Consider the following 23,761-nt stretch of genomic DNA (forward strand, 5'->3'; position numbering starts at 1 on the left):
TGGGGGGCTCAACTTGTTTTTTCGTGCCTGTGAAGCATTATTTTTATCAGCAGCACCTTGCCTATAGATAAGGCTGCTCTTCATTGAAAAACTACAGTCTTTTCGTAAGAAGATAAAAAGATTACCTTATGTACTTTCATTCCTTTTAAGAAGTTGATGTGCTTTGATGAGAGCATTCCAGTTTCTAGGATAAGATGAGAATTTGAAATTTTTGGTCTAACGCATTGATCGTAGCATGATTTTCCATGGTCAGATGTTATTTTGCTTCTTATCAAGTTTTCTTTGAGGACAATGATTATTAATAGTTCATAGCACAATATGATGCTTCTAATGCAATTTATAATTCGCAAATATAGAGATTCGCATTGTATTGTGTTTCCATAAATCAATGTCCGATTTCTTGTTGAAATGAGGATTAAGAAATCTCTATGGATTTTACGCCTCTTATGAGAATAAAGAAAAATTCTTATGCTTGAGCTTTCATTTTTACAATAAAATGAACGTTTTCAATAAAACGACGGATATGATTTTCAGTCTCTTAGTGTATCTAAGAAATTTGTCTTCTATAAATGATAAATCCTTTGCTTATTTTTGTTTATTTGGTGTCATAATCATTCTTGATCATATTTTTATTCTTTACAAAGGAACTTTACCATCATGCTAACTTTATGCTCAAAGCTAAGACAGAGCACTAAGAAAAATGTGCTGTTATTGCAAGTTTTTGTTTTTCGTTGCTTGTGAGATTTCATTCATAAAGAGAGATTTATCATCTTTTATAAGAAGAGCAATGTTTTTTGCAATTGCGTCTAAGAGAGGAGGTAGCCACTCTTGGTCGGATTTTGTAAAATTTCCTAAAACATGCTGATGAACAAGCTCTTTGCAATTGGGACGTCCGATTCCCAAGCGTATACGGCAGTAGTTAGTACCACAGTGCGCATCAATAGACTTTATACCGTTATGTCCATTGTTACCTCCACCGGTTTTTACACGCACTCTCCCAGGTGGTAAGTCCAGCTCGTCGTAAATGACAATACAATTTTTCAGGTCTAATTTATAAAATCGTAAGGCTTCACCAATAGCTTGGCCAGAGAGATTCATGAAGGTTTGCGGTTTGAGAAGAAAAGTTTTTTCACCACTTATCAGACCAGTGGAGATTTCAGCTTGAAATTTTTTCGACCATGGAGAAAAAGACAAGGATTGATAAATGGCATCAATAGCCATGAAACCGATATTATGGCGGTTATTTTGGTATTGTAAACCAGGATTGCCAAGACCAGCAATAAGCCACATGCGTACCTTCAGTAAAGTATGACAGAGTAGTCAATATCTTATAAATTAAGGGTCTTATAAGTTAAGGCGGGAAAAAGTCCCCGCCTGATGGAGTGTATTAAGATTCTTCGTTACTTTCTTGTTCGGAACCCTCATCACTGACATCCATGCTAGCAGGGGCTGCGATGGTTGCAATGGTAAAGTCTCGATCTTGTATCACTGGAGTAACATCTTTTGGCAGTTGCACTGCTGAAATATGAATGGAATCACCAATAGAGTAGTTGGAGAGATCAATCTCAATCGCTTCAGGAATAGCATTTGCTGGAGCGGTGCATTCAATTTCGTGACGAACAATATTGAGGACCCCTCCTTTTTTAAGTCCGGGAGCTGAATCTTCATTGAGGAAGTGTACAGGAATGCTCACTTCTACAACGGATTTCGCTGAAATACGGAGAAAATCTACATGGAGGGGAAAGTCACGGACTGGATCTAATTGGTAATCTTTGGGGAGAACCATAATCTTCTGCTTGCCAATTGCAAGAGTGGCAACAGTGGTACGAAAACCACCAGCGTGAATTTTGTAGAAGATGTCTTTATAGGAAACTGCGATTGCCAAAGGAGGCTGTTTGTCACCATAAATGACAGCTGGAATGAGACCGTTACGACGAAGTTCACGGGAGGACCCCTTACCAACCCGCTCGCGTATTTCGGCCTTAAGAGTATAGCTTTTGCTCATAATTTAAGTCCTTTTATATGATTGGAGATCCATCAAAAACCAACAAAAGTTTTTGTATGAATATGAAGATATACGCTGATAAACAACGTTTGCTCCATTCTGCGTTGCCTCCAAGGGTGTCTACGCAGAAGTCTGTTTTATAATTCAAACCATGCACAGATGCAAGAGTTGTGGGAAAAATCGATGATTTCTACCGTTCAGAGAGAGGAAATGCTAAAAGCGTGATCTGGATGGACAATAAATCAATACAAGCTAATATATTCAAAATCAAATGGTGGAGATGTTATGAAGGTTGAGATTGCCTTGGGTGAGATGGCAGAATGTAATGCTTTGCGTAAATCAACGCCAGCATTCGTTGATTTGGAAGAATTATTGGCCACACGTCTTCTTGTGCAGGGCAATTCCGGTTCAGGAAAATCACATCTTTTGCGCCGTCTTCTTGAACAAAGTGCTTCATGGGTCCAACAGTGTGTGATTGATCCAGAGGGTGATTTTGTCACTTTGGCAGATAAATTTGGTCATGTCATTGTTGAGGCTCAACGCAGCGAATTAGAACTCACACGTATTGCTCAGCGTATTCGCCAACATAGGGTTTCGGTGGTATTCAATCTTGAGGGTTTGGATACTGAACAACAGATGCGCGCTGTGGGTGCTTTTCTTGGTGCATTATTTGATGTGGAACGTGATTATTGGTATCCCATGCTTGTTGTTGTCGATGAAGCACAATTATTTGCTCCAGCTGCGGCAGGAGAAGTTTCTGATGAAGCACGTAAAATTTCGCTTTCGGCTATGACAAACCTTATGTGTCGAGGACGCAAACGGGGGCTTGCTGGTGTTATCGCTACACAGCGTTTGGCTAAACTTGCCAAAAACGTTGCTGCTGAAGCGTCAAATTTTTTAATGGGGCGAACTTTCTTAGATATTGATATGGTGCGTGCTGCTGATCTTTTGGGCATGGAGCGTCGCCAAGCCGAAATGTTTAGAGATCTTGAGCGGGGGCATTTTATAGCTTTAGGACCTGCTTTATCAAGGCGTTCTTTGCGGATTATCATTGGTCCTGTTGAAACAGTGGCACGTTCTTCTAGCCCCAAATTAATGCCACTTCCTACAGAGCAGGTGGATGTAAAACAACTTGTTTTTACTGCTTCTCCGGAAGAAGTCTTAATGCCCTTGAAACAATCACGAGAGCTGGTGAGAGAAAAATCAATTCATGAAATATTAGAAGAAGCTGTGCATAAAAAACAAGAATTGTTGACAGAAGACCCGAATTTATTTCCTGAATGTTCTGTTGTTGAGCGAGAGAGCCAAGCACAACGTGTTATTGGGCAAATTCTTGAGGATCCTGAGGCTTTTTATCGTTCTACAGCGGTACTTTATCAAGATTTCTTGGTGCGTTGCCGTATTCATGGGTTCTCAGGAGATTTTTTAAATCTTTCACAATTTCGACGTAAATTGGCTGTTGCTCAGGCTTGTGTTGATGAAGAAACTGTTGTCAGTGAAAACTGGAAGCGCATTTTGCAACTCTCAGAAAGTTTGGAAGATGAGGTCCAAGGTGTTTTTTTGCATCTGGCTCAGGCTGCTTTGGGCGGAAAACCATGCCCGTCAGATGCATTTTTGGCACGTCTTTATGGTACACATTCTTTCAGTCGTGCACGCCGACTTTTAACCTATTTTGAAGAGCGCGGACTGATTGTTATCCATACGCATTTTAACGGTCAACGTATTATAGCTTTTCCTGATCTTGGTGTAGAAACAGCACCAGGAGATCCTAAAGAACCCGTTTAACCGAATAAGCTCGAGACAGATTGCTCTGCTGCTGTTCTTGCGATTGCTTCTCCAATGAGGTCAGCAATGGGTAAAACGCGGATATTATGGGCTTTCTCAATTGCTTTTGTCGGCATAATTGAATCCGTAATAACTAACTCTTTCATTTCAGAGTTGGTAATGCGTTCAATAGCATTTCCAGAAAGAACGCCGTGTGTGATGTAAGCCGTGACACTGTTAGCACCATGTTTTAGGAGCGCACTTGCTGCATTGCAGAGTGTTCCACCTGAATCAACAATATCATCAAGCAAAAGACAATCTTTTCCAGACACATCTCCAATGATATTCATCACTTCTGATTCACCGGGACGTTCGCGACGTTTATCAACAATAGCAAGCAAACTGTTCAGGCGCTTGGCGAGCGAGCGTGCGCGTACTACACCACCAACATCAGGTGAAACAACGATAACATTTTCAAGGGAATAATGCATTTTGACATCGCGAGCAATGACTGGAACAGCATAGAGATTATCTGTTGGAATATCAAAAAAACCTTGGATTTGTCCTGCATGAAGATCCAATGTTAAAACACGATGGGCTCCTGCTTCAGTAATCAGATTGGCAACAAGTTTTGCGGAAATGGGAGTTCGTGGTCCAGGTTTACGATCTTGGCGGGCATACCCAAAATAGGGAATAACAGCTGTGATACGACGTGCTGAAGAACGGCGAAGTGCATCAATCATGATGAGTAATTCCATCAAATGATCGTTTGCTGGATAGGATGTCGATTGCAAAACAAATACATCTTGTCCGCGGACATTTTCCTGTAATTCCACAAAAATTTCTTGATCAGCAAAACGTTTTACGGTTGCTTTGCCTAAGGGAATACTTAAATAATTTGTAACATCTTCAGCAAGGTGTGGATTAGAATTGCCGCAGAAAAGTTTCATGGTATGGCCTCTGAGTAGTCACGGTAGAGTGTCATGTGCTTTTTAACTTCTTGTTATTAAATTGCAAGAAAACAATTACAAAAGCATTATAATTTTCTCCCTCATTGTTAAAGAGCTATGCATTTTATTTCTTTTTTTCCAAAATTTTGTTACTTTTACAGCACAGTTTTTTGATTGTGATGCAAAGAAATACCTGTTGATTAAGTCTTTTGCTCTTCTTTTTTATAGAAGAACTGCTGTCAGGCATGTTTACTCATATGAAATGAATGAAGGAAAACTATGTCAAAAGAAGTTTTCTTATTAATTCTCACAAGCAAATATCGAAAACAATTATAGCCAAACTTCCCATATTCTCTAGGTTAAGAGAGCATCTTTTGCTAAAAAAAGCACAATATTGAAAGGGCTTATTATTTCATTAAGAGCAAAGTTTTGTTTTGCAGTTTTGGTGTTGTTGTCAGGTAAAAAACTTATTTTTTATTTATTGAGGATAATAGCCGAAAACTGTCGTCCATAATGAGGCTCATTGCTGTGTGTTGCACGCCGATAAGAGAAGAAACGTTGTTCATCTTTGTAGGTACAAAGCTCCACACAAGAAGCATTAACGCCTGCTTCCTTGAGTTGACTGATAATAAATGCCCATAGATTAAAATAAAAGTGACCGACTTTTTCTGTTTTTAAAAAATATTTCTGAAATTTGTTGTGGCACTCAATAAATTGGTTGTAAAATTCGCTTGTTACTTCATAGTGGCAGGGGCCAATACAAGGTCCAAGAGCTGCTGTTATTGATTGTCTTTTGGCTCCTTGTTCTTCCATAACAGCAATGGTTTTTTCTACAATTCCCTTTAGGCTGCCTCGCCAGCCAGCATGTGCGGCGGCAATGACACCTGCTTGTGGATCAGCAAATAAAATTGGTCCACAATCTGCTGTAAGAACGCCGATTGCCAGTTCTGGTGTGGTGGTAACGAGAGCATCAGCTTGAGGGGGCTCGTCAATAAAAGCTTGATTAACCACGACAACGTCACACGAGTGTATTTGATTAACCGTGATTAAATTTTGCAATTTAACACCAAAATAATCGGCGATAAAAATGTGATTTTGTGCAACATGTTCAGCTTGATCATTTGAACTTTGATCAATATTAAGGCTTTGAGAGAGGCTTTTTGAAACACCTTCTTGACGTGTAAAAAAACCATGTTTTATTCCGTGTGTGTGTAAAGCAGAAAGATTTTTTGCAAGGATGGGGTGAATAGAATTCATAAAAGTTCCTTAGAGGGATGATTGTTTCTAAGGGGGGAATGGTGTGTGAGATATTTATCTTTGTCAATATTTCTGATCATCACATTTTAGGAGGTAAAGGTCTATTTTTGTCACTTACATGTAAGACTTTAAACAATTTGCCCATTTGATCTGAGCCAGCTAATCGTTCGATATCTTGGTGTATTTTGTTTTGTAATGCAGCACTTTTGCCGGTTGCAAGCTGTCTTGCGCGTTCCAGAAGACCCATTTTAACAAGAAAATCTCCTTGTTCTAGAATTTCAGCAAAACAGCCTTGTTCAAGCGCTATTTTTTTTAAAAAGAAAAAACCAACATGGGATGTTAAATCATGTTCACCGGGAGCATCAAAAATATCACGGAATCTATGTTTTGAGAGCGCTTGTAATGTATCGCCGAATGCGAGGTCCGAAGCACCATAATCGATAAGCAAGGCAGAACCCTTTACTTGTACTAAGCGGTTGCTCATTTGTTGCATAAATTGATGTCTGGAGGGCGCATGTTCAAAAATTGTTCCATCAGCTATTTCAGAATCGTGGAATTGCAAATAGGGAGATGAGAGTTTCTCTGGAGAAACAATGAAGACGAAGTCTCCATTTTGATTGACTGTAATGCGACGTTCTTTCCATTCTCCATTGATTTTAATATATTGGTTGATGGGAAGAGTGTCTAAAAACTCATTAGCAATTAAAAAAAGAGGCTTTAAGGGGAGTTGATCAAAATTTTCAATGTGGTGGATTTGCTTTTGATAAGGTGTAAGACGTTTTTTTTGTTCTTTTGCGAGTTTTGTACTTATTTCAAGAAGAAAAATTTCAGCAGCATTAAATGCTGTTGTCGATAATTTTTGAAGGGTGCGTAAAATATCATCCATCAAAGTTCCGCGTCCTGGACCTATTTCAGCAAGGATAAAAGGGTCAGGACAACCATGGGCTTTCCAGTTTGCGAGAGCCCAAATACCAATCATCTCTCCAAAGAGTTGGCTTATTTCAGGGGCTGTTATGAAATCACCAGTGCGCCCAAAGGGTGTTTGTGTTTGATAATAGCCCAATTGGGGATCTGTAAGTGCTAACGTCATATATTGACTGACAGTGATTGGTCCATTAAGCGCAATTATTTGTTTAATTTTTTGTTTAAGTGTGGTCATTTTCGGTAGATTTGTCGGTGAAGGCTTGAAAAAGGAGATAGAACCCTAAAAAAAGCATGGGAAGAGATAAAGCCATGCCGTAGGTGAATCCGGTAGAATGAAAAAGAGTAGAAAACCATTGTGGATCTTCTTGAGGAGCACGGTAAATTTCTGAAATACTGCGTGCTATCGCATAGCCTATAATAAATGTTCCTGACACAGTGCCTGGACGTTTTAATGCTTTGAAAGCAAAAGTAAGAATGCATAAGATGATGAAAAGAAGAAATCCTTCCATAAGCGCTTCGTAAAGCTGGCTTGGATGGCGGGGTAAATAGTAAGGGTCTAGGGGAAAACATACGGCCCAAGGATGTGTGGTAACATTGCCCCAGAGTTCTTGGTTAATAAAGTTGCATATTCGTACAATGCCGATACCAATGGGAGCACCGGTTGCTATGATATCAAACATTACTCGCATATTGATGTTATTTTTACGGGCAAACCAAATCATTGCAATGATGATGCCAATGAGACCGCCATGGAAGGACATTCCTCCATCCCATACTGCGATGATGGCAGTTGGATGGCTAAAATAATAAATGGGATCCCATACAAGCACTTGCCCTAAGCGTCCACCAACAACAACACTGATGGCAGACCAGATCACAAAATCTCCTATCCTCTCTTTATCTATCGGGGGATGATTTGCATACCATAGGGATTGTTTTTTTAATAATTTTTGCGCATACCACCAAGCAAAAAGAATGCCCACAACATAACCAAGACCATACCAATGCAGAGCTATGGGACCTAAATGGACAATGACAGGATTGAGAAAAGATGGAAAAGCAATGGCTGGACAAAAAAGGTCATTCATAAGCAAGCACTTTACATTTTTTAAGATGATATAATGGTCAGGAATGACAGATGCACACACGATGGTCAAGTGAGGAGAATGGTGGGTTTCCACTGCTTTATAAGGGTAAAGTTTATAATGGTAAAAGGAGTGTAAAAAGGTTCAAGTGAAATCTCTATGGTCAATAAAATCTTCTAGGTACAAGGAACAAATGCAGTATCTAAATGTTATGAAAATACGTTATAATGCGTGTGTCATTAATTTAAAATTTAAGGAAAAACGTTATGCGTAATGGATCAAACCGCATTCTTGATGAATTGGCAAAATTAGCAACAGATGCAGCTGATGTTGCACAAGGTATACGACGTGAAGCTGGAACAGCTTTTCGTTTGCAGGCTGAAAAGATTGCCAGTAAACTTGATCTTGTTCCACGTGAAGAATTTGAAATCTTTAAGGAGATGGTGCTGAAAGTTTCTGCCGACAATGCTGATTTGAAAAAACGCCTTGATGATTTGGAAAAAAAAACAAACATCTGAGAAATAAAATGGTTTTCGTAAAATAATGAGTGTTTTAGAAAAAATATCCCCAATTTTTCAATGTGATGTATGAAATGGAAAAATGCTTAATCTTGAGTCTATTAGAACAAATTATCCATTTTTTTTGCTATGATTTGTATAAAAAAAAACACTTTTTTTAATCAAGGGGCTAGCGCTGTCAAATTGTATCAATACACTGAAAAGGCTTGATGATTCGCTTTATTATTATCAAGTGTTTTGCCGCAGGAAGCATTATGGGGTTCCGGGGGCTTTGTGTACTGTTGATGTTTTTAATGTGTATTTGTTGTGTGTAAAGGCTTTGATTGTAGCAAAATATCGTTACAGTTTAGGTAGGTTGTATTCTGTTGACAATATTTAATATTATTAAGGATTAATAATGAGTCTTGCATTTTGCGCCACAGAAAGAGAAGAGCATCCTGTTGACTTTATCGAACAGATTGCCTGTAAATATGATTGGTCCTTTGAGCGGGATGCTGAGGATGAAATTCGTGTTTGTGTCGAAGGAAAACGGACAAATTATCGTCTTGCTTTTTCATGGATGGAAGAGCAGGAAGCTCTTCATTTATCTTGTGCATTTGATCTTTCTATTGAAAATGCTCGAACGGTGGAAATGAATCGCCTCTTGTTAGCAATTAATGAAAAATTATTGCTAGGACATTTTGATTATTGGCAAGGTAATAATTCAGTTATTTACCGACAGGGGCTTCTTCTGGCGGGGGGTGTGCATCCATCTCATATACAGGTCGAAACATTGTTGATATATGCGCTTAAAGTCTGTGAAAGCTATTATGTGGCGTTTCAAATGGTGGCTTGGTCTGGAGAAAGCGCCAGCAAGGCACTCCAATATACTTTGTTTGAAACTGTAGGGAATGCCTAAAGCCTCAAGCTTGTTTAACCTTTTTTCTTTTCTTGTAGATGATCTGGTGAAATATTTCTTATAGAGGGATATCGATGATAGCGCGCAATCCTCCTAATGGGCTGTCTTCTAATTGAATATTGCCTCCATGGCTACGCGCTATATCTTGGGCAATAGAAAGGCCAAGCCCTGTTCCACTTGCATCTTGGTTGCGGGCTTTATCAAGTCTAAAGAATGGCTTAAAGACTTCTGTGCGCATATTTTTTTGAATGCCAGGTCCATCATCGTCAATCGTTATGATGAAAGATTCTTGTTGGGAGATGGCGGTCAGTTTGACAGTATTGGCGTAACAAAATGCGTTTGATACCAGATTGCTGACAAGACGGGTGAAGGCATGTGGGCGTGCTTGTATCTCTGTAGGACCTTCAATAGTGTAGGAAAAATGACGTTTGTGGAGATGAGCATCGGCGGAAAATTTTTGCATAAGAGCCTTTAAATCAAAGGTTTTAAAATTTTCATTGCCTTCGCCGCGGGCAAAAGCAAGGTAGCCTTCTAACATATTTTGCATATCACTGACATCTTGCTCAAGCGCATTTGTATCAAAGTCAGTATTTGCTAAGGCTAGTTGAAGTTTAAAACGTGTAAGAATGGTTCTTAAATCATGGCTTACGCCTGAGAGCATCATGGTACGTTGTTCAATTTGGCGTTCAATACGTTCACGCATGCGTAAAAAAGCAATGCCTGCACGACGGACTTCATCAGCTCCTTGTGGTTGAAAACTTTCTGGTAAAGGACGACCGCGTCCAAAACTTTCTGCCGCTTCAGCCAATTGTTGAATTGGTTTGATTTGATTGCGCAAGAAGTAAATTGCTATCAGCAATAAAACCAGAGCTGTTCCTACCATCCAGCTTAAAAAAATACCAGTATTAGAAGCATAGGCTTGGCTGCGTGGTGCGAAGACACGCAAGATGTTATGACCAAGGTGGATGCGAATTTCGACAAGATTAGAATTTCCCACTGTATCAATCCAGAATGGGCGATTAATTTGGCGGGTGATTTCTTCACTAAGAAAATAATCAAGAATTGCGAAAAAGGGCTTAGGTCCTGGAGGAGGGAGGGTGGCAGGGGGCAGGATAGAAATGTTTAATCCCATGCGTTGTTGTGCAATACGCTTGATATCTTCATAGTTATCTTGTTGTGGATATGTTTCAATAATATCAATAATGGCAGAAATATCATGGACAACAGCGGTTGAGAGGCGCTCCGTTACCATTTGCCAATGGCGTTCCATAAAGACGTAGCCGATTACTGTTTGTAAGAGTACCATAGGAGCGATAATAATAATCAAAGAGCGGGCATAAAGCCGTTTAGGCATCTTTTTCGTTAACCAGCGGACAAATTTTCTTGAGCGATTGATCATTGTACGCCTATTCAATGGAGAGTTTATACCCTATTCCTCGCACCGTTTGCAGCCATATAGGGAGTGAGGGGTTTTTTTCGATCTTACGGCGCAGACGGTTGATTTGTACGTCAATGGCACGCTCACTTATATTGCTATCGTCCATTGCAAATTTATGGCGCGGAATGATATCTCCTGGATTTTCAGCAAAAATAACCATCATTTTTTGCTCTTTATCTGTTAATTTAATGACTTCTCCTCCTTTTTTAAGTTCGCGTCGGGAAATTGAAAATATATAAGGTCCAAAAACGATCTGCTCGATTTTGGATTGGTTAAGTGGAAAACCACGGCGTAAAATGGCGTGAATGCGAAGGAGAAGTTCACGAGGATCAAACGGTTTAGCGAGATAGTCATCTGCGCCTGCTTCTAGTCCATTGATGCGACTGTCTATTTCCGATAAAGCTGTGAGCATGAGAATGGGAACATTTTTTGTTTGACGCAGTGAAGAAGTGAGATCAATACCGTTTTCGCCGGGCATCATGACATCAACTATAAGAAGGTCAAAATCTAAGTTTGCGAGTTGTCGTCTTGCTTCATTGGCATTGACGGAGACTGAAACGCGAAATCCGTTTTTAATAAGAAATTGAAGTAAAAGATTGCGAATACGGGTATCGTCATCAATCACAAGAAGGTGGGGTGCATCATCACACAAAACTTGAACATGATCGGTCATTCTTTAATACCTTGAAAAATTTTACTTTTTACAAAATTCAAGTTTACATAAGTTGCATAAAGTTGTCGCGCAGGCCATTTTATTCTATAAAGGGGGGATGAGGAAAGTGTTAATTTATAAGCTTGAAAAAAAATTACTTTAAAGAAGGCTCTTATGGCTAGCTTCAGGATACATATTATTCCGGTTACACCTTTTCAGCAAAATTGTACTCTGCTTTTTGATAATCAACAAAAAGTGGGTGTTTTAGTTGATCCTGGTGGTGATTGGCTTCGGATTCAAGAAGAAATCCAGAAGAATGGTGTGATCGTTGAAGCTATTTGGATAACACATGGTCATTTTGATCATGTGGGAGCAGCAATGCAAGCTAAAGAGGTACTTGATGTTAAAATTATTGGTTCCCATCGCGATGATAAGCCTGTGATGGATGCCGTGCGTGAAAGCGCGGAAAGTTATGGCATCACTGATGCACGCATTTGTGTTCCTGACCAATGGTTAGAAGATGGCGATAGCGTTCATTTTGCTGGACATGTATTTAAAGTTTACCATACACCAGGACATTCTCCTGGTCATGTTATTTATTTCAATGAAAAAGAACGCTTCGCCTTATTAGGTGATGTCCTGTTTCGTGGTTCCATTGGACGTACCGATTTTCCCTTCTGTTCTCATGAAAAATTGATGAAGTCACTTCGAGAGAAAGTTTTGCCTTTAGGTGATGATGTTCGTTTCATCTGTGGACATGGACCAGCAAGCCAAATAGGCTATGAGCGCCAGTGCAATCCTTTCCTTCAAGGACTTCATGAGTGAGTGGAAAACACACTGCCGCATTTTTGTTTGCCACTTAAGATTCCTTTAGCAATGTGTAATGTAGCAATGTGTAATGCGCGTTAATTTAAATGTAATGCACATTAATTTAATGGGGCATAACAAAAGTGCTCCAACCCGTCATAACCTCGAAAAGTTCCTGTTTTGGGATTAAATGAACGGTATTTTTTCTTGCAATATTGAAGCCAAGCGTCTGTCCATGGTTGCTGGAGTGGCTGATATGTTGCCGTTGATTGAACTTCATAAATTACCTGATTTTGTGGAACTTGTTGATAAACTCCTTGCGGAACTTCTTGGTACACTACTCGACTTTGAGGCATAGTTTGATAGATAATCTTTGGTTGTTCTGACTTCTTGAGAACATTACTCAGAATTGTACCTGCAGCAAGGCCAATAATGCCCGCCGCTAAAGCATCTCCTGAGTTATGACGCGTTACATGATGCTCATGTATATGACGATGTGTTGTCATTTTGCGCTCAACATGACGATGTATTTTGCGCTCAACATGATAATGGTTCTGTTCTTTCCTTTTATGGTCAACATGACGGTGGTGGTGATTACTAGAAGGATAATAAGGGTGATGCTTCTCAAGAACAGAACGGGCGCTATAATTATGAGAACGGATGCTAAAATCGTGAGAAGGAAAATGGACATCCATTTTTCTTTTCACATCCTCTATTTTCTTCGTAATCTCTTCATCATAAATCGATTTTGCACCCGCGAGTGTTGTGCTTAGTGGAGCCCAAATGGTTGCAGTCGATATTGCTGAGAATACTGCTAACTTGGTAATTTTTTTCATTAATGATACTCCTTCTCTCAATTCAGTTTTTTTGCATTTTATATGTGCAAAACTGAATATAGTCTGAACGGTTTTAGATTTTATTTTGACAAAACGAATAGAGAGCCATTTTGTTGAGAATGCATTATAAAATCATGGAATAAAATCAGTAAAAATTGAATTTCAAAAAATATATGCTGTTTAGATTACTTTATACCGCGTATTGATAACCATGGATTTTTACTGTGATCATAAAACACGATGTAAGAGAATAGTTTTGGGCATTCCCTTATTTCATCATACTTAAAACATGCATTTTGGAAGCATCGCAGAGAGAGCATTCTTGCTCTCATGGGGTTATATGATCACAATACAGTCTTACTTTCTTTTATTTGCGTTTTTCATAAGAGTACTGTGTTATTTGATAGCTTTGTAAGAGGCTGATTATAAAAATTGGGTTTATACTCTGTGTCGCAGTATATGCGGTATTTTTGATCTCTGGAAAACATATTTTTTATTCGGTTCTTACTGGTTTAGAGTTTAGAAACATTTTTAGATTGTTTTATGGACTTTTCCGCGAAAAAACAATTCTTAGAAATGTTTTCTGGCGTCATTTCTTTGTTCTGTTAGTTTTTTGCTCAATTGAAGCAGCATTAACATTGAGGGTATGTTTTATGGAATGGTGCTGATTATTGATTATATTGTTGAGATTTTAGACAGGCTAGATTTATTTTCAATAGCTTGAGATCTTTTGGGATTATTTGTTGAGCGGAATTTTTCTTTGTTTTTTTGTCGTTTTGTTAGGGGTATTTTTGTGAGGTTTGCTTTTTGCTTTTCGATTTTCTAAGATACCAGTGTCGATTGTTGGTCCCATGTGGTCAAGATCTGGTTTGGTGAAAAGGCTTGATTGTGGTTCTTGGATGAATTCTTCACTATGATTTAACAGATTATCTGCGATTGCAAGTTCTATTTTCTGTAACTGTTTGATTTCATCACGAAGGCGTGCTGCTTCTTCAAAGTTAAGATCAGCTGCTGCTTTACGCATTGATTTTTCAAGATGTTGAATATGCTTTGCTAAATTGTTCCCAACCTTACTATTTTGTGTGATACAATCAGGAATATTGGTTTGAGTATAGCTGTTTTCTCTCCCTGAATTGAGAATATCGTCGATATTTTTTTTGATACTCGTCGGTGTGATATGATGCTCTTCATTATAGGCTATCTGTTTTTGCCGACGTCTTTGTGTTTCTTGTAAGGCTCTTTCGATAGAGCCAGTGATTGTATCGGCATAAAGAATAACGCGACCATCTACGTTACGTGCAGCGCGTCCGATTGTTTGCACAAGCGAGGTTTCAGAGCGTAAAAAGCCCTCTTTATCGGCATCTAGAATGGCAACAAAACCGCATTCTGGAATATCCAGACCTTCTCGGAGCAGGTTGATGCCAATAAGAACATCAAAGGCGCCAAGACGGAGATCGCGAAGAATTTCAATACGCTCTAATGTATCAATGTCAGAATGCATATAGCGTACCCGAATAGCTTGTTCGTGGAGATATTCTGTCAAATCTTCGGCCATACGCTTGGTGAGTACAGTTACTAAGGTACGGTAGCCTTTTTGAATTGTTTTACGAATTTCATTGACAACATCATCAACTTGGTTAGAGGCTGGGCGTACTTCTGTTGGTGGATCAACAAGCCCTGTTGGGCGAATAATTTGTTCCGCAAAGATGCCATGAGATTGTTCTATTTCCCAGCGTCCAGGCGTTGCGGAAACAGCAATTGTTTGTGGGCGCATGGCGTCCCATTCTTCAAAGCGCAAAGGACGATTGTCCATACAAGAAGGTAGACGAAATCCATATTCTGCTAGGGTTGCTTTTCTTCGAAAGTCGCCTCTGTACATGCCACCAATTTGAGGAATAGTTACATGGCTTTCATCGATAAAAACAAGAGCATTGTTTGGAATATATTCAAACAAGGTTGGTGGTGGTTCACCAGGCTTTCTTCCTGTTAAATAGCGTGAATAATTTTCAATTCCGGCGCAGGAACCGGTTGTTTCCAACATTTCTAAATCAAAAATCGTACGCTGTTCTAAACGCTGTGCCTCTAAAAGACGTCCTGCTGTGTTCAATTCATCGAGACGTTGCACCAGTTCTGTTTTGATGGCTTTTATTGCTTGATTTAATGTTGGGCGTGGTATGACGTAGTGTGAATTAGCATAAATTTTAATAGATTGAAGGTCACCTGTTTTTTTTCCTGTGAGAGGATCAAATTCCGTAATTGTTTCCACTTCATCACCAAAGAGCGAAAGACGCCAAGCACGGTCTTCAAGATGGGCAGGAAAAATTTCGATTGTGTCTCCTCGGACACGGAAAGAACCACGAATAAAGTTAATGTCTTGTCGATAATAATGTTGAGACACTAAATCAGCTAAGAATTGCCGTTGATTGAGTTTATCCCCTTTTTTTATTTGCAAAGTCATGGCAGTATAAGTTTCTACCGAGCCAATCCCATAAATACAAGACACGGATGCAACAATAATGACGTCATCACGTTCAAGTACAGCACGTGTTGCAGCGTGGCGCATACGGTCGATTTGTTCATTAATAGAGGATTCTTTTTCAATATAAGTGTCAGAGCGTGCAACGTAGGCTTCAGGTTGATAATAGTCGTAATAAGAAACAAAATATTCAACGGCATTTTTGGGAAAAAAACTTTTAAATTCTCCATAAAGTTGCGCAGCTAAAGTTTTATTTGGTGCTAAGATCAAAGCAGGGCGTTGTGTTTTTTCAATGATTTTAGCCATTGTGTAGGTTTTGCCTGAGCCGGTAACACCCAAAAGCACTTGCGTCCGTTCATCCTTTTCAATCCCCTCAATGAGAGTTTTAATCGCTTGAGGTTGATCTCCCGCAGCTTCAAAAGATGTTTCGAGTTGAAAGGGAATTCCGCCTTCAGATTTTTCAGGACGAATAGGGCGGTGCGGTGTCCATAAGGCGCCATTCTTAAAAAGAGGATTGCCTGAGTCAATTAACGCAGAAAGCGCTTTCACTGTTGCCGTGACACCATTTTTCATTGTTGCCTCCTTTGATAGAAAAGCGCTCGTGTTTTTGCAGGAAGTACCAAATTTTACAACTTAATCGCGATAATGATAAAATGTTCCTTAGTCATTTTGTTCTGGTTTACTCAATATTGCATAGGACATTTCCTTCACTTTTTGAGGAGAGTTTTTTTGGGGGAGTATGGTGATATTTGTGATTGTTTGTACGAGATGATGGTTCAACAAAGCATTTTATCATAACTATGTATCACACTCCTTATGGAGAATGATCATATTTCCTGTAATTTGTTATTGGAAGCATTGTGTATGTTTCATAAAGATCATTTCCATCTTTAAATGAGAGGTAACGAGATGAGACCCAACCTGTTTGAGCATTATATCTGATCTGACACCAGTTCGCTTTACAGTTTTGGACAAATACTAACTTGCCTGCGGGAATTAAACCATAAATTCTACATTGAATGTTTGGCCCCGTTCTGAAATTAAGATTTTTTGTGACAAAGGCATCCGCAGCTGTGGATATTGTTGCGGTGAGAAAGAGAGAGACAAATACAAAAAAAATTGCTAATTTTTCCATTTTTCCGTAGAGGATTTTTTGTTCCCCTTCCTCTCTCTTTCTATAAGATCATCTCCCTTAGGCTATGATAAAACAGAAAAAAAGGCAATTATTTCTTCTTTAGCCTTCTGATGATGAGCCGTGTGGTGGACATTTTAAATCTAAAAAATAAGAGTTTTCTCAATATAATCGGTGAATGCTTCGTATGTCTTTATTATTTTTATATGGAAAATAGGGATTGCGTACTATATAATATGTAAAAGTATAGTTTTCGGATTCCAAAAGTGATTTTGGAAGCCGTTTTTTGTATTTTTATTAAACCTTCCGTGTAACAGAAAGGGACGGATTAATGGAAAAAGTTCCGATGACTACAGCTGGTTTTGAAAGTCTTAAAGAAGAATTGCGTTGGCGCCAACAAGAGGAACGTCCACGGATTATTGAGGCAATTTCTGAAGCACGTGCTCATGGTGATCTTTCAGAAAATGCTGAATATCACGCTGCTAAAGAGGCACAAAGTCATAATGAAGGGCGTATCAATGAGCTTGAAGATTATATTGCGCGGGCTGAAGTTATTAACGTTTCGCGCCTTTCAGGCGATAAAATTAAATTTGGAGCCACTATCAAGCTTTTGGATGAGGATACTGAAGAGAAAAAAGTGTATCAGATCGTTGGTGATCAAGAAGCGGACGTTAAAACTGGTAAAATTTCTATTTCCTCACCTATTGCACGTGCACTGATTGGCAAGCAAGAGGGGGATGTGGTTGAAGTCAATGCTCCTGGTGGGGCACATAATTATGAAATTATTGAAGTCCAATATATCTAAATTATTATGCATGTGTCTTTAGAAGAGACAGAGGTTATTGCTCCGCACTTTAAAAAGCGTTTATCGGGTATAACCTCTACCGTTATTCAGCTTATTCCATTACAGCGAAAGCAGGGTATACGAATCTCGACTTTTGGATTTGGATTACCAAAAAAATTGCCAGCTATTGCATTCAAGGATCTTTTCGGGCTTTGGAAAAGCCCGGTCGGTAAGCCATTTCGTATCTGGCATGCAAGGCGTAATATTGAGATGCTTTGTGGGATCTTTTTGCGTGATATCTTGCGCATGAAGCTCAAACTCCTCTTTACATCAGCTTCTCAACGTCATCATAAGCCTTTTACTAAGTGGTTGATTCGTCGTATGGATAAGGTTATTGCTACCAGTGTACGGACGGGAACCTATTTAGAAGTGCCTCATCAGGTTATTATGCATGGGATTGATGTGAGGCGTTTTTCACCACCGGAAACACTCGATGATTGCTTTTCTTCTTCAGGATTTCCTGGCAAATATGCGGTGGGGTGTTTTGGACGGGTGCGTCCTTCAAAGGGCACTGATTTGTTTGTAGATGCAATGATCAGATTATTACCACGCTATCCTGAGTGGACAGCACTTATTGCTGGTCGGACGATAGAGCAACATTATTATTTTGAAAAAAAATTACGCCAAAAGATTGCTGAAGCTGGTCTGGAGGACCGCATTGTTTTTCTTGGTGAGGTACTCAATACACCTCTGTGGTACCGCCGTTTGTCACTATATGTAGCACCTTCTCGTACAGAAGGTTTTGGTTTAACACCTTTGGAAGCAATGGCATCACAGACAGCTGTCGTAGCAAGTGATGCGGGAGCTTATAGAGAATTGGTGGTGGAAGGAACAGGGACGGTTGTTCAAGCAGGAGATGGGGGTGCTTTAACGGCAGCTATTGAACCTTATCTTGCTGATTTAGAAAAAACAATGGTAGCAGGAGAAAAAGCTTTAGCTCATGTTCGTACCCATTTCCCTTTGGAAAAGGAGGCTGCTGCGATTGGCAAGGTTTATGAGTCAGTGTTTGCACAAAAAACACTTTGAATATGTTAAAAAATATTTCAAAAAACTTTTTGAGAAGTGCACAGACTAAACTCCTCCTTTACAGGAAGAGCTTCTGCAAATCAATTTGCAAGCGCATAGCAGAGTAATGCAGATATTATTTTATAAGATCTCGTATTTATTGAGAGGAGCCCCCCATTATCAAAAGTTTTGAAAACGCAAGGATAGTTTATATTTTTAGAATAATATTAGGACTGTTAAGGTGGGAAGCATATTGATTTAAAAGGATGATTTATTCTTTTGCAACTCGAATAAGAGCAGCGTATATTATAAAATTTTTTCATATGCAATCCTCTTATAGTGAATCACTCAAAATCATTCGCTTGCATGGCATAAGTGAGGTCGATGTGTGGTTAAAAACTTTTCAAGAGAGGAGTAAAGGGTATCTTATGAACCCTCTCAATATCAAGGCCTTTGCAACATTTTGAGGTGACAAAGAGAAGCATGGTGTCGATTTTACCTTCATAAGTGTAAAGATGGTGGTGCATCATGGTTTTCGTAGTGTATCTTTTATGGACACCGTTAATGAAAGGGGGGTAAATTGAGAGATGTTTCTTTTTTAAAAAACGCGTGAATGTGCAACGCAATGGCATTTTGTTTTGCTTGAGGTATGTACTGTATTAAAAGAGCTGTACTGCATTAAAGAAGGCAATAAACAAAAGCATAAGGCAATGTGTAGCAAACATCCCCTGTTATTTTTGTTCTAATAATGCTTTATATGGGAATATAGGTCCGCTCTTTCTGTAATGAGACGGATTATTATGGCTTTTGATATTGCTTTCATGTTAAAAATAGCAGTGTATTTTCCAACGTGTAATATTTCAATGCTTTGTATTATAAAGATTTTATCTCTGTAAGGAATATTGTAGTCAAGAGCTGTTTATCGATTATGTTCGAGTGTTGTTTGGTTTATTTTACGATTTGACAGGGTAAGTTAGCAAAGCTCAATATTGTAGATTCTATTAGTGTGAATAGCTTGTGAGTGATCTTTTTGGGTCAACAGTATGTGTTCTTGATTACTTATATGGTCAAGACAAGGTGTGTAAAATTTTTTATTTTTTGTGCGACTTTCTCTCACAGAGATTGAACCTTTTTATGAGTTGAATCACGTTTGAATTTTAAACCTATATGTTTCTTTTTTATTTATCTGATAAATTTCTTACCATTACAAAATTCAAATATCATGTATTAAAATTGTTCACGCCAGAAAGCGGGGATAAAAAGTACGAAAATGGTTATAATTTCAAGACGTCCAGCCAGCATCAGAAAGCTTAAAATCCATAAAGCACTATCATTGATTGTAGAGAAATTACCAGTAGGGCCAATAATATCTCCAAAACCTGGACCAATATTTGAAAGGGCGGTTAAGACGCCTGTAAAGGCAGAAGTAAAGTCAAGACCGGTTGTAAGCAAAAGTGCGGTGCCGGTAATGAGACAGAACATATAAAGACAGACAAAAAACAAAATTGCTTTAGCAACATCGTTCGAGATGTTTGCGTGATCATAGCGGGCTTTTACCACGACATTAGGAGAAAGAAGTTGTGCGATATTTGTTTGTATAATACGCCAGAGGATAATGAGGCGGTTGATTTTCATGCCACCAGAGGTAGAACCGGCACATCCACCTGTAAAAGATACAATGAAAAAAATCCCAAGCGCAAAAGGCCCCCAAAGTTGATAATCTTCTGCGCTATAACCAGTGGTGCTAATCACAGATGTAAGGTGAAAAATAACATCAAGGAAAATCAAATGGAAAGCGCGATGATCATGAAATTTTAGCCATGCTGCTAAAGCAAAACTGAACAGAAAAACAATATAGAAAAAAACGATCACTTGCGGATCAATGAAGCGTTTGGAGCGGCCAGGGAGCACTAATTTAACATAAAGCACGAAGGGGAGTGCGGAGAGTAACATGAAGATTGTTGAAATAATTAAAATGGCTGGTTTATCAGAAAAATAGCCAAAAGAGGCGTCGTGGGTTGAGAATCCAGCTGTTGCTACTGTGCTCATTGCGTGATTGATAGCGTCAAATAAACTCATCCCAGAAGCAAAATAAGAAAGCATACAGGCAAGTGTTAGACCAACATAAGCTATGATGATTCCATTGGCAATCTGGTTGATGCGAGGCAATATTTTTTCAGATTTATCAGAGGATTCCATATGAAAGAGTTGCACTCCACCAACACGCAGTGAAGGCAAAATTAGTAAAGCTAAACCAATAAAGCCAATACCTCCAATCCAGCATATGAGAGAACGCCATAACAAAATACTTCGCGATAAATTGTCAAGACCTGTGATTATCGTAGAGCCTGTGGTTGTAATTCCTGAGACGGATTCAAAGATTGCACCTGCTAAAGAAATTGGCAAAGGGGAGAGATAAAGAGGTAAGGCGCCCACAACGCTTCCTGTTAGCCAAAGACAAACTGTAAGCATAAAACCAAGTCGTGCCGAAAAACGACAAGTAGCACCTCTTGTTGCCAAAAGAATGAGTGTTGCCAATATAGTGGTTATAGAACAAGAGTAGACAAAGGTGACCCAATCATGGTTGTGATTGTGCAGATCAGCAAAAATTGGCAGAAGCATTGCTCCTCCCATGATTAACGCAAAACGCGCACAGACATTGATAATAAATTGAAAAATGGTTGTTCCCTATCTCTAATTTTTATTACAGTTTTGTGCTTCATGAGAATTTACCTTTCTCCTTTTATAGGCTAAAGATTAATTCTTACGTTAAGTGCGGCTCTTGATGAATTGAAAATTCAATATTTTCACCAAAACCGAAAAAAGCACGTATCTATACACTATAATTTAGGTTGTTGAAAAATGTTTTTTTTAAAGGCTGCATTTCGTTATAATTTAGAGAAGAGTTAAATAACAAAGAATGAAAGGGATTTTATGGTGCAATCGCATATTCGCCTGCTTATTATCGGTTCTGGTCCAGCTGGTTATACAGCGGCGATCTATGCGGCAAGAGGGATGCTCAAACCGGTTTTGATTACTGGAACACAGCAAGGCGGGCAGTTGATGATTACAACCGATGTCGAGAATTATCCAGGTTTTGCTGATCCTATTCAAGGACCATGGTTGATGGAACAAATGGCAAAACAAGCCGAAAATATGGGCACAAAAATTATCTATGATACTATTATAAAGGCTGATTTATCGAAGCGCCCTTTTATCTTATACGGAGATTCAGGAACGCAATATTGTTGTGAGGCGCTCATTATTGCAACTGGAGCGCAGGCGCGGTGGCTTGGTTTGGAGAGTGAACAGACATTTATGGGGGGGGGTGTTTCTGCTTGCGCTACATGTGATGGCTTCTTTTATTGTGATAAGGATGTTCTTGTTGTGGGAGGAGGAAATACGGCCGTTGAAGAAGCCCTTTATTTATCGCATTTAGCAAAGAGGGTCAGTGTTGTTCATCGACGGGATTATTTTCGGGCAGAAAAAATTTTGCAAGATAGGTTATTTGCCTGCGATAATGTGCGTGTTCTTTGGGATCATGTGGTAGAAGAAATTCTTGGTTTGCCCGCTCATGATTCAATGGGAGCTGTGGTGACAGGTGCACGTCTTAAAAATGTTAAAAATGGTCAAAAAATTCATGTAGATACGGATGGAATATTTATTGCTATCGGACATGATCCTGCTGTCTCTTTGTTTGAAGGCCAACTCAAACAAAAACCAGGTGGTTACTTATGGACAGCACCGGATTCAACAGCAACAAGCATTGCTGGTGTTTTTGCTGCGGGAGATGTCGTAGACAACGTATTTCGTCAAGCAATAACAGCAGCAGGCAGGGGATGTATGGCAGCATTGGAGGCAGAACGATTTTTGGATTTGTAGATATCGATGTTAAAAATAGACACTTATTAGAAAAGTGAAAGAAATAAGAGGTACAATTAATTGTGTCGTCACCATTAGATTGGGATAAGTTAAGGGTTTTTCATGCGGCCGCAGAAGCGGGTTCTTTTACCCATGCTGCTCAAACGCTTCATTTATCTCAATCAGCAATTTCACGACAGGTTTCAGCTTTAGAACAGGAGGTTGGTGTGTCCCTGTTCCAGCGTCATGCACGTGGTTTGATCTTAACAGAGCAGGGGGAAATTCTCTATCGTACGACCCATGATGTTTTGATGAAACTTGAAAGTGCACGCTCCCAATTGAGTGAAAGCTGTGAAAAACCTGCGGGAAATTTGCGGGTTACATCGACCTTTGGAATGGGAGCAGGATGGCTTGTCGAGCGCATGCCAGAATTTCTTAGTCTCTATCCGGATATACGGATTCAGCTCCTGTTTGATGATAAAGAACTTGATCTGATGATGCGTCATGCAGATTGCGCTGTTCGTTTACAACAGCCTCAACAGCCTGATCTTATACAAAAAAAATTATTTACGATTTATATGCATGTTTATGCTTCAAAAAATTATATTGCAAATTATGGCAAACCAGAAAAATTGTCTGAGCTGGATGAACACCGTATTATTTCCTTCGGTGAACCTGTTCCACCTTATTTGTCTGGTTTAAATTGGTTGGAAAAGGCTGGTAAAAGCAATGGGGCTTTGCGCCTTTCCGTGTTGCGAATCAACAATATCATTTCAATCAAGAATGCGCTTATGCGTGATCTTGGTATTGCTGTGCTTCCTGATTATATCGTCAATAATGATGAATGCCTTGTTCGTCTTTTTCCTGATATGGTTGATATTCCTTCTTTTGATACTTTTTTTTGTTATCCTTACGCTTTAAAGAATTTAGCAAAGCTGAAAGCTTTTCGAGATTATATTTTTTCAAAAGCCCGTCAGTGGTCTTTTTAATAATGTGCTCTTTTGAGCTATGTGTTTAATGCATAGCAGATACGCTTAAGTCTTTATTGTGCTTTTTCTTATAAAATGACATACAATAACATCTCTTGATTATGTTGCCTCCCATTGCATTTTCTTGAGTGTTCCCTTACGAAGATCTGTCAGATTGATTTTATCTCTGGGGATTTTCCAAATTTGCCGGGCATCATCTGTCCGGTTTTTTTTTGAGAGATTTTTTTAAAATAGAAATCTATGGTAAGATAACTAAGAAAATCATTTCAAAAACTTTTATAAATGCCGTAAATTTTTTACGCACACCAAGATTGAATGGA

At 39.1% G+C, this 23,761-nt stretch carries 20 protein-coding genes; 8 read left to right on the plus strand and 12 right to left on the minus strand.

The window, feature by feature from the left end:
• Positions 1 to 708: 708 nt before the first annotated feature.
• Together pth and BN200_RS04905 are read right to left on the minus strand one after the other, a co-directional pair.
• The gene (pth, locus tag BN200_RS04900; protein WP_019221417.1) at positions 709 to 1,290 is read right to left on the minus strand and encodes an aminoacyl-tRNA hydrolase; all 582 of its coding nucleotides are present in this window, start codon (positions 1,288 to 1,290) and stop codon (positions 709 to 711) included.
• 97 nt (positions 1,291 to 1,387) lie between these two features.
• Entirely contained in the window at positions 1,388 to 2,005 is a 618-nt protein-coding gene (locus BN200_RS04905; RefSeq protein ID WP_019221418.1) for a 50S ribosomal protein L25/general stress protein Ctc, read from the minus strand.
• Positions 2,006 to 2,290: 285 nt separating this feature from the next.
• Here BN200_RS04905 and BN200_RS04910 point away from each other — a divergent pair, with 285 nt between their 5' ends.
• Positions 2,291 to 3,790, plus strand: coding sequence for a helicase HerA domain-containing protein (locus BN200_RS04910; protein WP_019221419.1), 1,500 nt, complete (start codon positions 2,291 to 2,293; stop codon positions 3,788 to 3,790).
• Here BN200_RS04910 and BN200_RS04915 read toward each other — a convergent pair.
• The 4 genes from BN200_RS04915 to lgt form a co-directional block, all read right to left on the minus strand.
• A complete protein-coding gene (locus tag BN200_RS04915) occupies positions 3,787 to 4,719 on the minus strand; it encodes a ribose-phosphate pyrophosphokinase (RefSeq protein ID WP_019221420.1) in 933 nt (310 codons plus the stop codon). The two genes, BN200_RS04910 and BN200_RS04915, sit on opposite strands and share 4 nt — an antisense overlap.
• A 474-nt stretch (positions 4,720 to 5,193) precedes the next feature.
• A complete protein-coding gene (gene pgeF, locus BN200_RS04920; protein WP_019221421.1) occupies positions 5,194 to 5,976 on the minus strand; it encodes a peptidoglycan editing factor PgeF in 783 nt (260 codons plus the stop codon).
• Positions 5,977 to 6,055: 79 nt separating this feature from the next.
• Entirely contained in the window at positions 6,056 to 7,135 is a 1,080-nt protein-coding gene (locus tag BN200_RS04925) for a class I SAM-dependent methyltransferase (RefSeq protein ID WP_019221422.1), read from the minus strand.
• On the minus strand, positions 7,122 to 7,988 hold the full coding sequence (gene lgt, locus BN200_RS04930) for a prolipoprotein diacylglyceryl transferase (protein WP_019221423.1): 867 nt from the start codon (positions 7,986 to 7,988) through the stop codon (positions 7,122 to 7,124). Before lgt ends, BN200_RS04925 begins: the two co-directional genes overlap by 14 nt.
• Before the next feature lie 263 nt (positions 7,989 to 8,251).
• Here lgt and BN200_RS04935 point away from each other — a divergent pair, with 263 nt between their 5' ends.
• Complete coding sequence (locus tag BN200_RS04935; protein ID WP_019221424.1) at positions 8,252 to 8,503, plus strand: accessory factor UbiK family protein; 252 nt, start codon at positions 8,252 to 8,254, stop codon at positions 8,501 to 8,503.
• Positions 8,504 to 8,900: 397 nt separating this feature from the next.
• Positions 8,901 to 9,401, plus strand: a complete 501-nt coding sequence (locus BN200_RS04940) for a type III secretion system chaperone family protein (RefSeq protein ID WP_019221425.1) — start codon at positions 8,901 to 8,903, stop codon at positions 9,399 to 9,401.
• Between the two features lie 58 nt (positions 9,402 to 9,459).
• Here BN200_RS04940 and BN200_RS04945 read toward each other — a convergent pair whose 3' ends face one another.
• Both BN200_RS04945 and BN200_RS04950 read right to left on the minus strand, forming a co-directional pair.
• Positions 9,460 to 10,800: an ATP-binding protein gene (locus BN200_RS04945; RefSeq protein WP_019221426.1), complete on the minus strand. Its 1,341-nt coding sequence runs from the start codon at positions 10,798 to 10,800 to the stop codon at positions 9,460 to 9,462.
• A 7-nt stretch (positions 10,801 to 10,807) separates the two neighbouring features.
• A complete protein-coding gene (locus BN200_RS04950; protein ID WP_019221427.1) occupies positions 10,808 to 11,512 on the minus strand; it encodes a response regulator in 705 nt (234 codons plus the stop codon).
• Positions 11,513 to 11,665: 153 nt separating this feature from the next.
• On the opposite strand from BN200_RS04950, the gene BN200_RS04955 reads away from it, so the two are divergent.
• Positions 11,666 to 12,316 carry an MBL fold metallo-hydrolase gene (locus tag BN200_RS04955; RefSeq protein ID WP_019221428.1) on the plus strand — a complete coding sequence of 217 codons (651 nt, stop codon included), beginning with the start codon at positions 11,666 to 11,668 and terminating at the stop codon, positions 12,314 to 12,316.
• 101 nt (positions 12,317 to 12,417) lie between these two features.
• On the opposite strand, the gene BN200_RS04960 is transcribed toward BN200_RS04955, so the two are convergent.
• From BN200_RS04960 to BN200_RS04970, 3 genes are all read right to left on the minus strand, one after another.
• Positions 12,418 to 13,134 carry a BA14K family protein gene (locus tag BN200_RS04960; protein ID WP_019221429.1) on the minus strand — a complete coding sequence of 239 codons (717 nt, stop codon included), beginning with the start codon at positions 13,132 to 13,134 and terminating at the stop codon, positions 12,418 to 12,420.
• 736 nt (positions 13,135 to 13,870) lie between these two features.
• Complete coding sequence (uvrB, locus tag BN200_RS04965) at positions 13,871 to 16,183, minus strand: excinuclease ABC subunit UvrB (RefSeq protein ID WP_019221430.1); 2,313 nt, start codon at positions 16,181 to 16,183, stop codon at positions 13,871 to 13,873.
• A 241-nt stretch (positions 16,184 to 16,424) separates the two neighbouring features.
• The gene (locus BN200_RS04970; RefSeq protein WP_019221431.1) at positions 16,425 to 16,745 is read right to left on the minus strand and encodes an SH3 domain-containing protein; all 321 of its coding nucleotides are present in this window, start codon (positions 16,743 to 16,745) and stop codon (positions 16,425 to 16,427) included.
• 328 nt (positions 16,746 to 17,073) lie between these two features.
• Here BN200_RS04970 and greA point away from each other — a divergent pair, with 328 nt between their 5' ends.
• Positions 17,074 to 17,547, plus strand: a complete 474-nt coding sequence (gene greA / locus BN200_RS04975) for a transcription elongation factor GreA (protein ID WP_019221432.1) — start codon at positions 17,074 to 17,076, stop codon at positions 17,545 to 17,547.
• Positions 17,548 to 17,553: 6 nt separating this feature from the next.
• Positions 17,554 to 18,612 carry a glycosyltransferase family 4 protein gene (locus BN200_RS04980; protein WP_019221433.1) on the plus strand — a complete coding sequence of 353 codons (1,059 nt, stop codon included), beginning with the start codon at positions 17,554 to 17,556 and terminating at the stop codon, positions 18,610 to 18,612.
• 1,206 nt (positions 18,613 to 19,818) lie between these two features.
• Here BN200_RS04980 and BN200_RS04990 read toward each other — a convergent pair.
• Complete coding sequence (locus BN200_RS04990) at positions 19,819 to 21,213, minus strand: TrkH family potassium uptake protein (protein WP_019221435.1); 1,395 nt, start codon at positions 21,211 to 21,213, stop codon at positions 19,819 to 19,821.
• 312 nt (positions 21,214 to 21,525) lie between these two features.
• On the opposite strand from BN200_RS04990, the gene trxB reads away from it, so the two are divergent.
• Both trxB and BN200_RS05000 read left to right on the plus strand, forming a co-directional pair.
• Positions 21,526 to 22,473: a thioredoxin-disulfide reductase gene (gene trxB, locus BN200_RS04995; RefSeq protein ID WP_019221436.1), complete on the plus strand. Its 948-nt coding sequence runs from the start codon at positions 21,526 to 21,528 to the stop codon at positions 22,471 to 22,473.
• A gap of 62 nt (positions 22,474 to 22,535) precedes the next feature.
• The gene (locus BN200_RS05000) at positions 22,536 to 23,441 is read left to right on the plus strand and encodes a LysR family transcriptional regulator (RefSeq protein ID WP_019221437.1); all 906 of its coding nucleotides are present in this window, start codon (positions 22,536 to 22,538) and stop codon (positions 23,439 to 23,441) included.
• The last annotated feature ends 320 nt before the right edge of the window (positions 23,442 to 23,761 follow it).

This window comes from Bartonella senegalensis OS02 (genome assembly GCF_000312545.1).
Classification (GTDB): domain Bacteria; phylum Pseudomonadota; class Alphaproteobacteria; order Rhizobiales; family Rhizobiaceae; genus Bartonella; species Bartonella senegalensis.

Excerpts from the sequence above, each read along its gene's own strand:
- BN200_RS04935 (WP_019221424.1), top strand. The coding sequence starts at position 8,252 with ATGCGTAATGGATCAAACCGCATTCTTGATGAATTGGCAAAATTAGCA.
- lgt (WP_019221423.1), bottom strand. The coding sequence starts at position 7,988 with ATGAATGACCTTTTTTGTCCAGCCATTGCTTTTCCATCTTTTCTCAAT.
- greA (WP_019221432.1), top strand. The coding sequence starts at position 17,074 with ATGGAAAAAGTTCCGATGACTACAGCTGGTTTTGAAAGTCTTAAAGAA.
- uvrB (WP_019221430.1), bottom strand. The coding sequence starts at position 16,183 with ATGAAAAATGGTGTCACGGCAACAGTGAAAGCGCTTTCTGCGTTAATT.
- pgeF (WP_019221421.1), bottom strand. The coding sequence starts at position 5,976 with ATGAATTCTATTCACCCCATCCTTGCAAAAAATCTTTCTGCTTTACAC.
- BN200_RS04945 (WP_019221426.1), bottom strand. The coding sequence starts at position 10,800 with ATGATCAATCGCTCAAGAAAATTTGTCCGCTGGTTAACGAAAAAGATG.
- BN200_RS04925 (WP_019221422.1), bottom strand. The coding sequence starts at position 7,135 with ATGACCACACTTAAACAAAAAATTAAACAAATAATTGCGCTTAATGGA.
- BN200_RS04980 (WP_019221433.1), top strand. The coding sequence starts at position 17,554 with ATGCATGTGTCTTTAGAAGAGACAGAGGTTATTGCTCCGCACTTTAAA.
- BN200_RS04940 (WP_019221425.1), top strand. The coding sequence starts at position 8,901 with ATGAGTCTTGCATTTTGCGCCACAGAAAGAGAAGAGCATCCTGTTGAC.
- BN200_RS04905 (WP_019221418.1), bottom strand. The coding sequence starts at position 2,005 with ATGAGCAAAAGCTATACTCTTAAGGCCGAAATACGCGAGCGGGTTGGT.
- BN200_RS04970 (WP_019221431.1), bottom strand. The coding sequence starts at position 16,745 with ATGGAAAAATTAGCAATTTTTTTTGTATTTGTCTCTCTCTTTCTCACC.
- BN200_RS04960 (WP_019221429.1), bottom strand. The coding sequence starts at position 13,134 with ATGAAAAAAATTACCAAGTTAGCAGTATTCTCAGCAATATCGACTGCA.
- BN200_RS04910 (WP_019221419.1), top strand. The coding sequence starts at position 2,291 with ATGAAGGTTGAGATTGCCTTGGGTGAGATGGCAGAATGTAATGCTTTG.
- BN200_RS04915 (WP_019221420.1), bottom strand. The coding sequence starts at position 4,719 with ATGAAACTTTTCTGCGGCAATTCTAATCCACACCTTGCTGAAGATGTT.
- BN200_RS04950 (WP_019221427.1), bottom strand. The coding sequence starts at position 11,512 with ATGACCGATCATGTTCAAGTTTTGTGTGATGATGCACCCCACCTTCTT.
- BN200_RS04990 (WP_019221435.1), bottom strand. The coding sequence starts at position 21,213 with ATGCTTCTGCCAATTTTTGCTGATCTGCACAATCACAACCATGATTGG.
- BN200_RS04955 (WP_019221428.1), top strand. The coding sequence starts at position 11,666 with ATGGCTAGCTTCAGGATACATATTATTCCGGTTACACCTTTTCAGCAA.
- trxB (WP_019221436.1), top strand. The coding sequence starts at position 21,526 with ATGGTGCAATCGCATATTCGCCTGCTTATTATCGGTTCTGGTCCAGCT.
- pth (WP_019221417.1), bottom strand. The coding sequence starts at position 1,290 with ATGTGGCTTATTGCTGGTCTTGGCAATCCTGGTTTACAATACCAAAAT.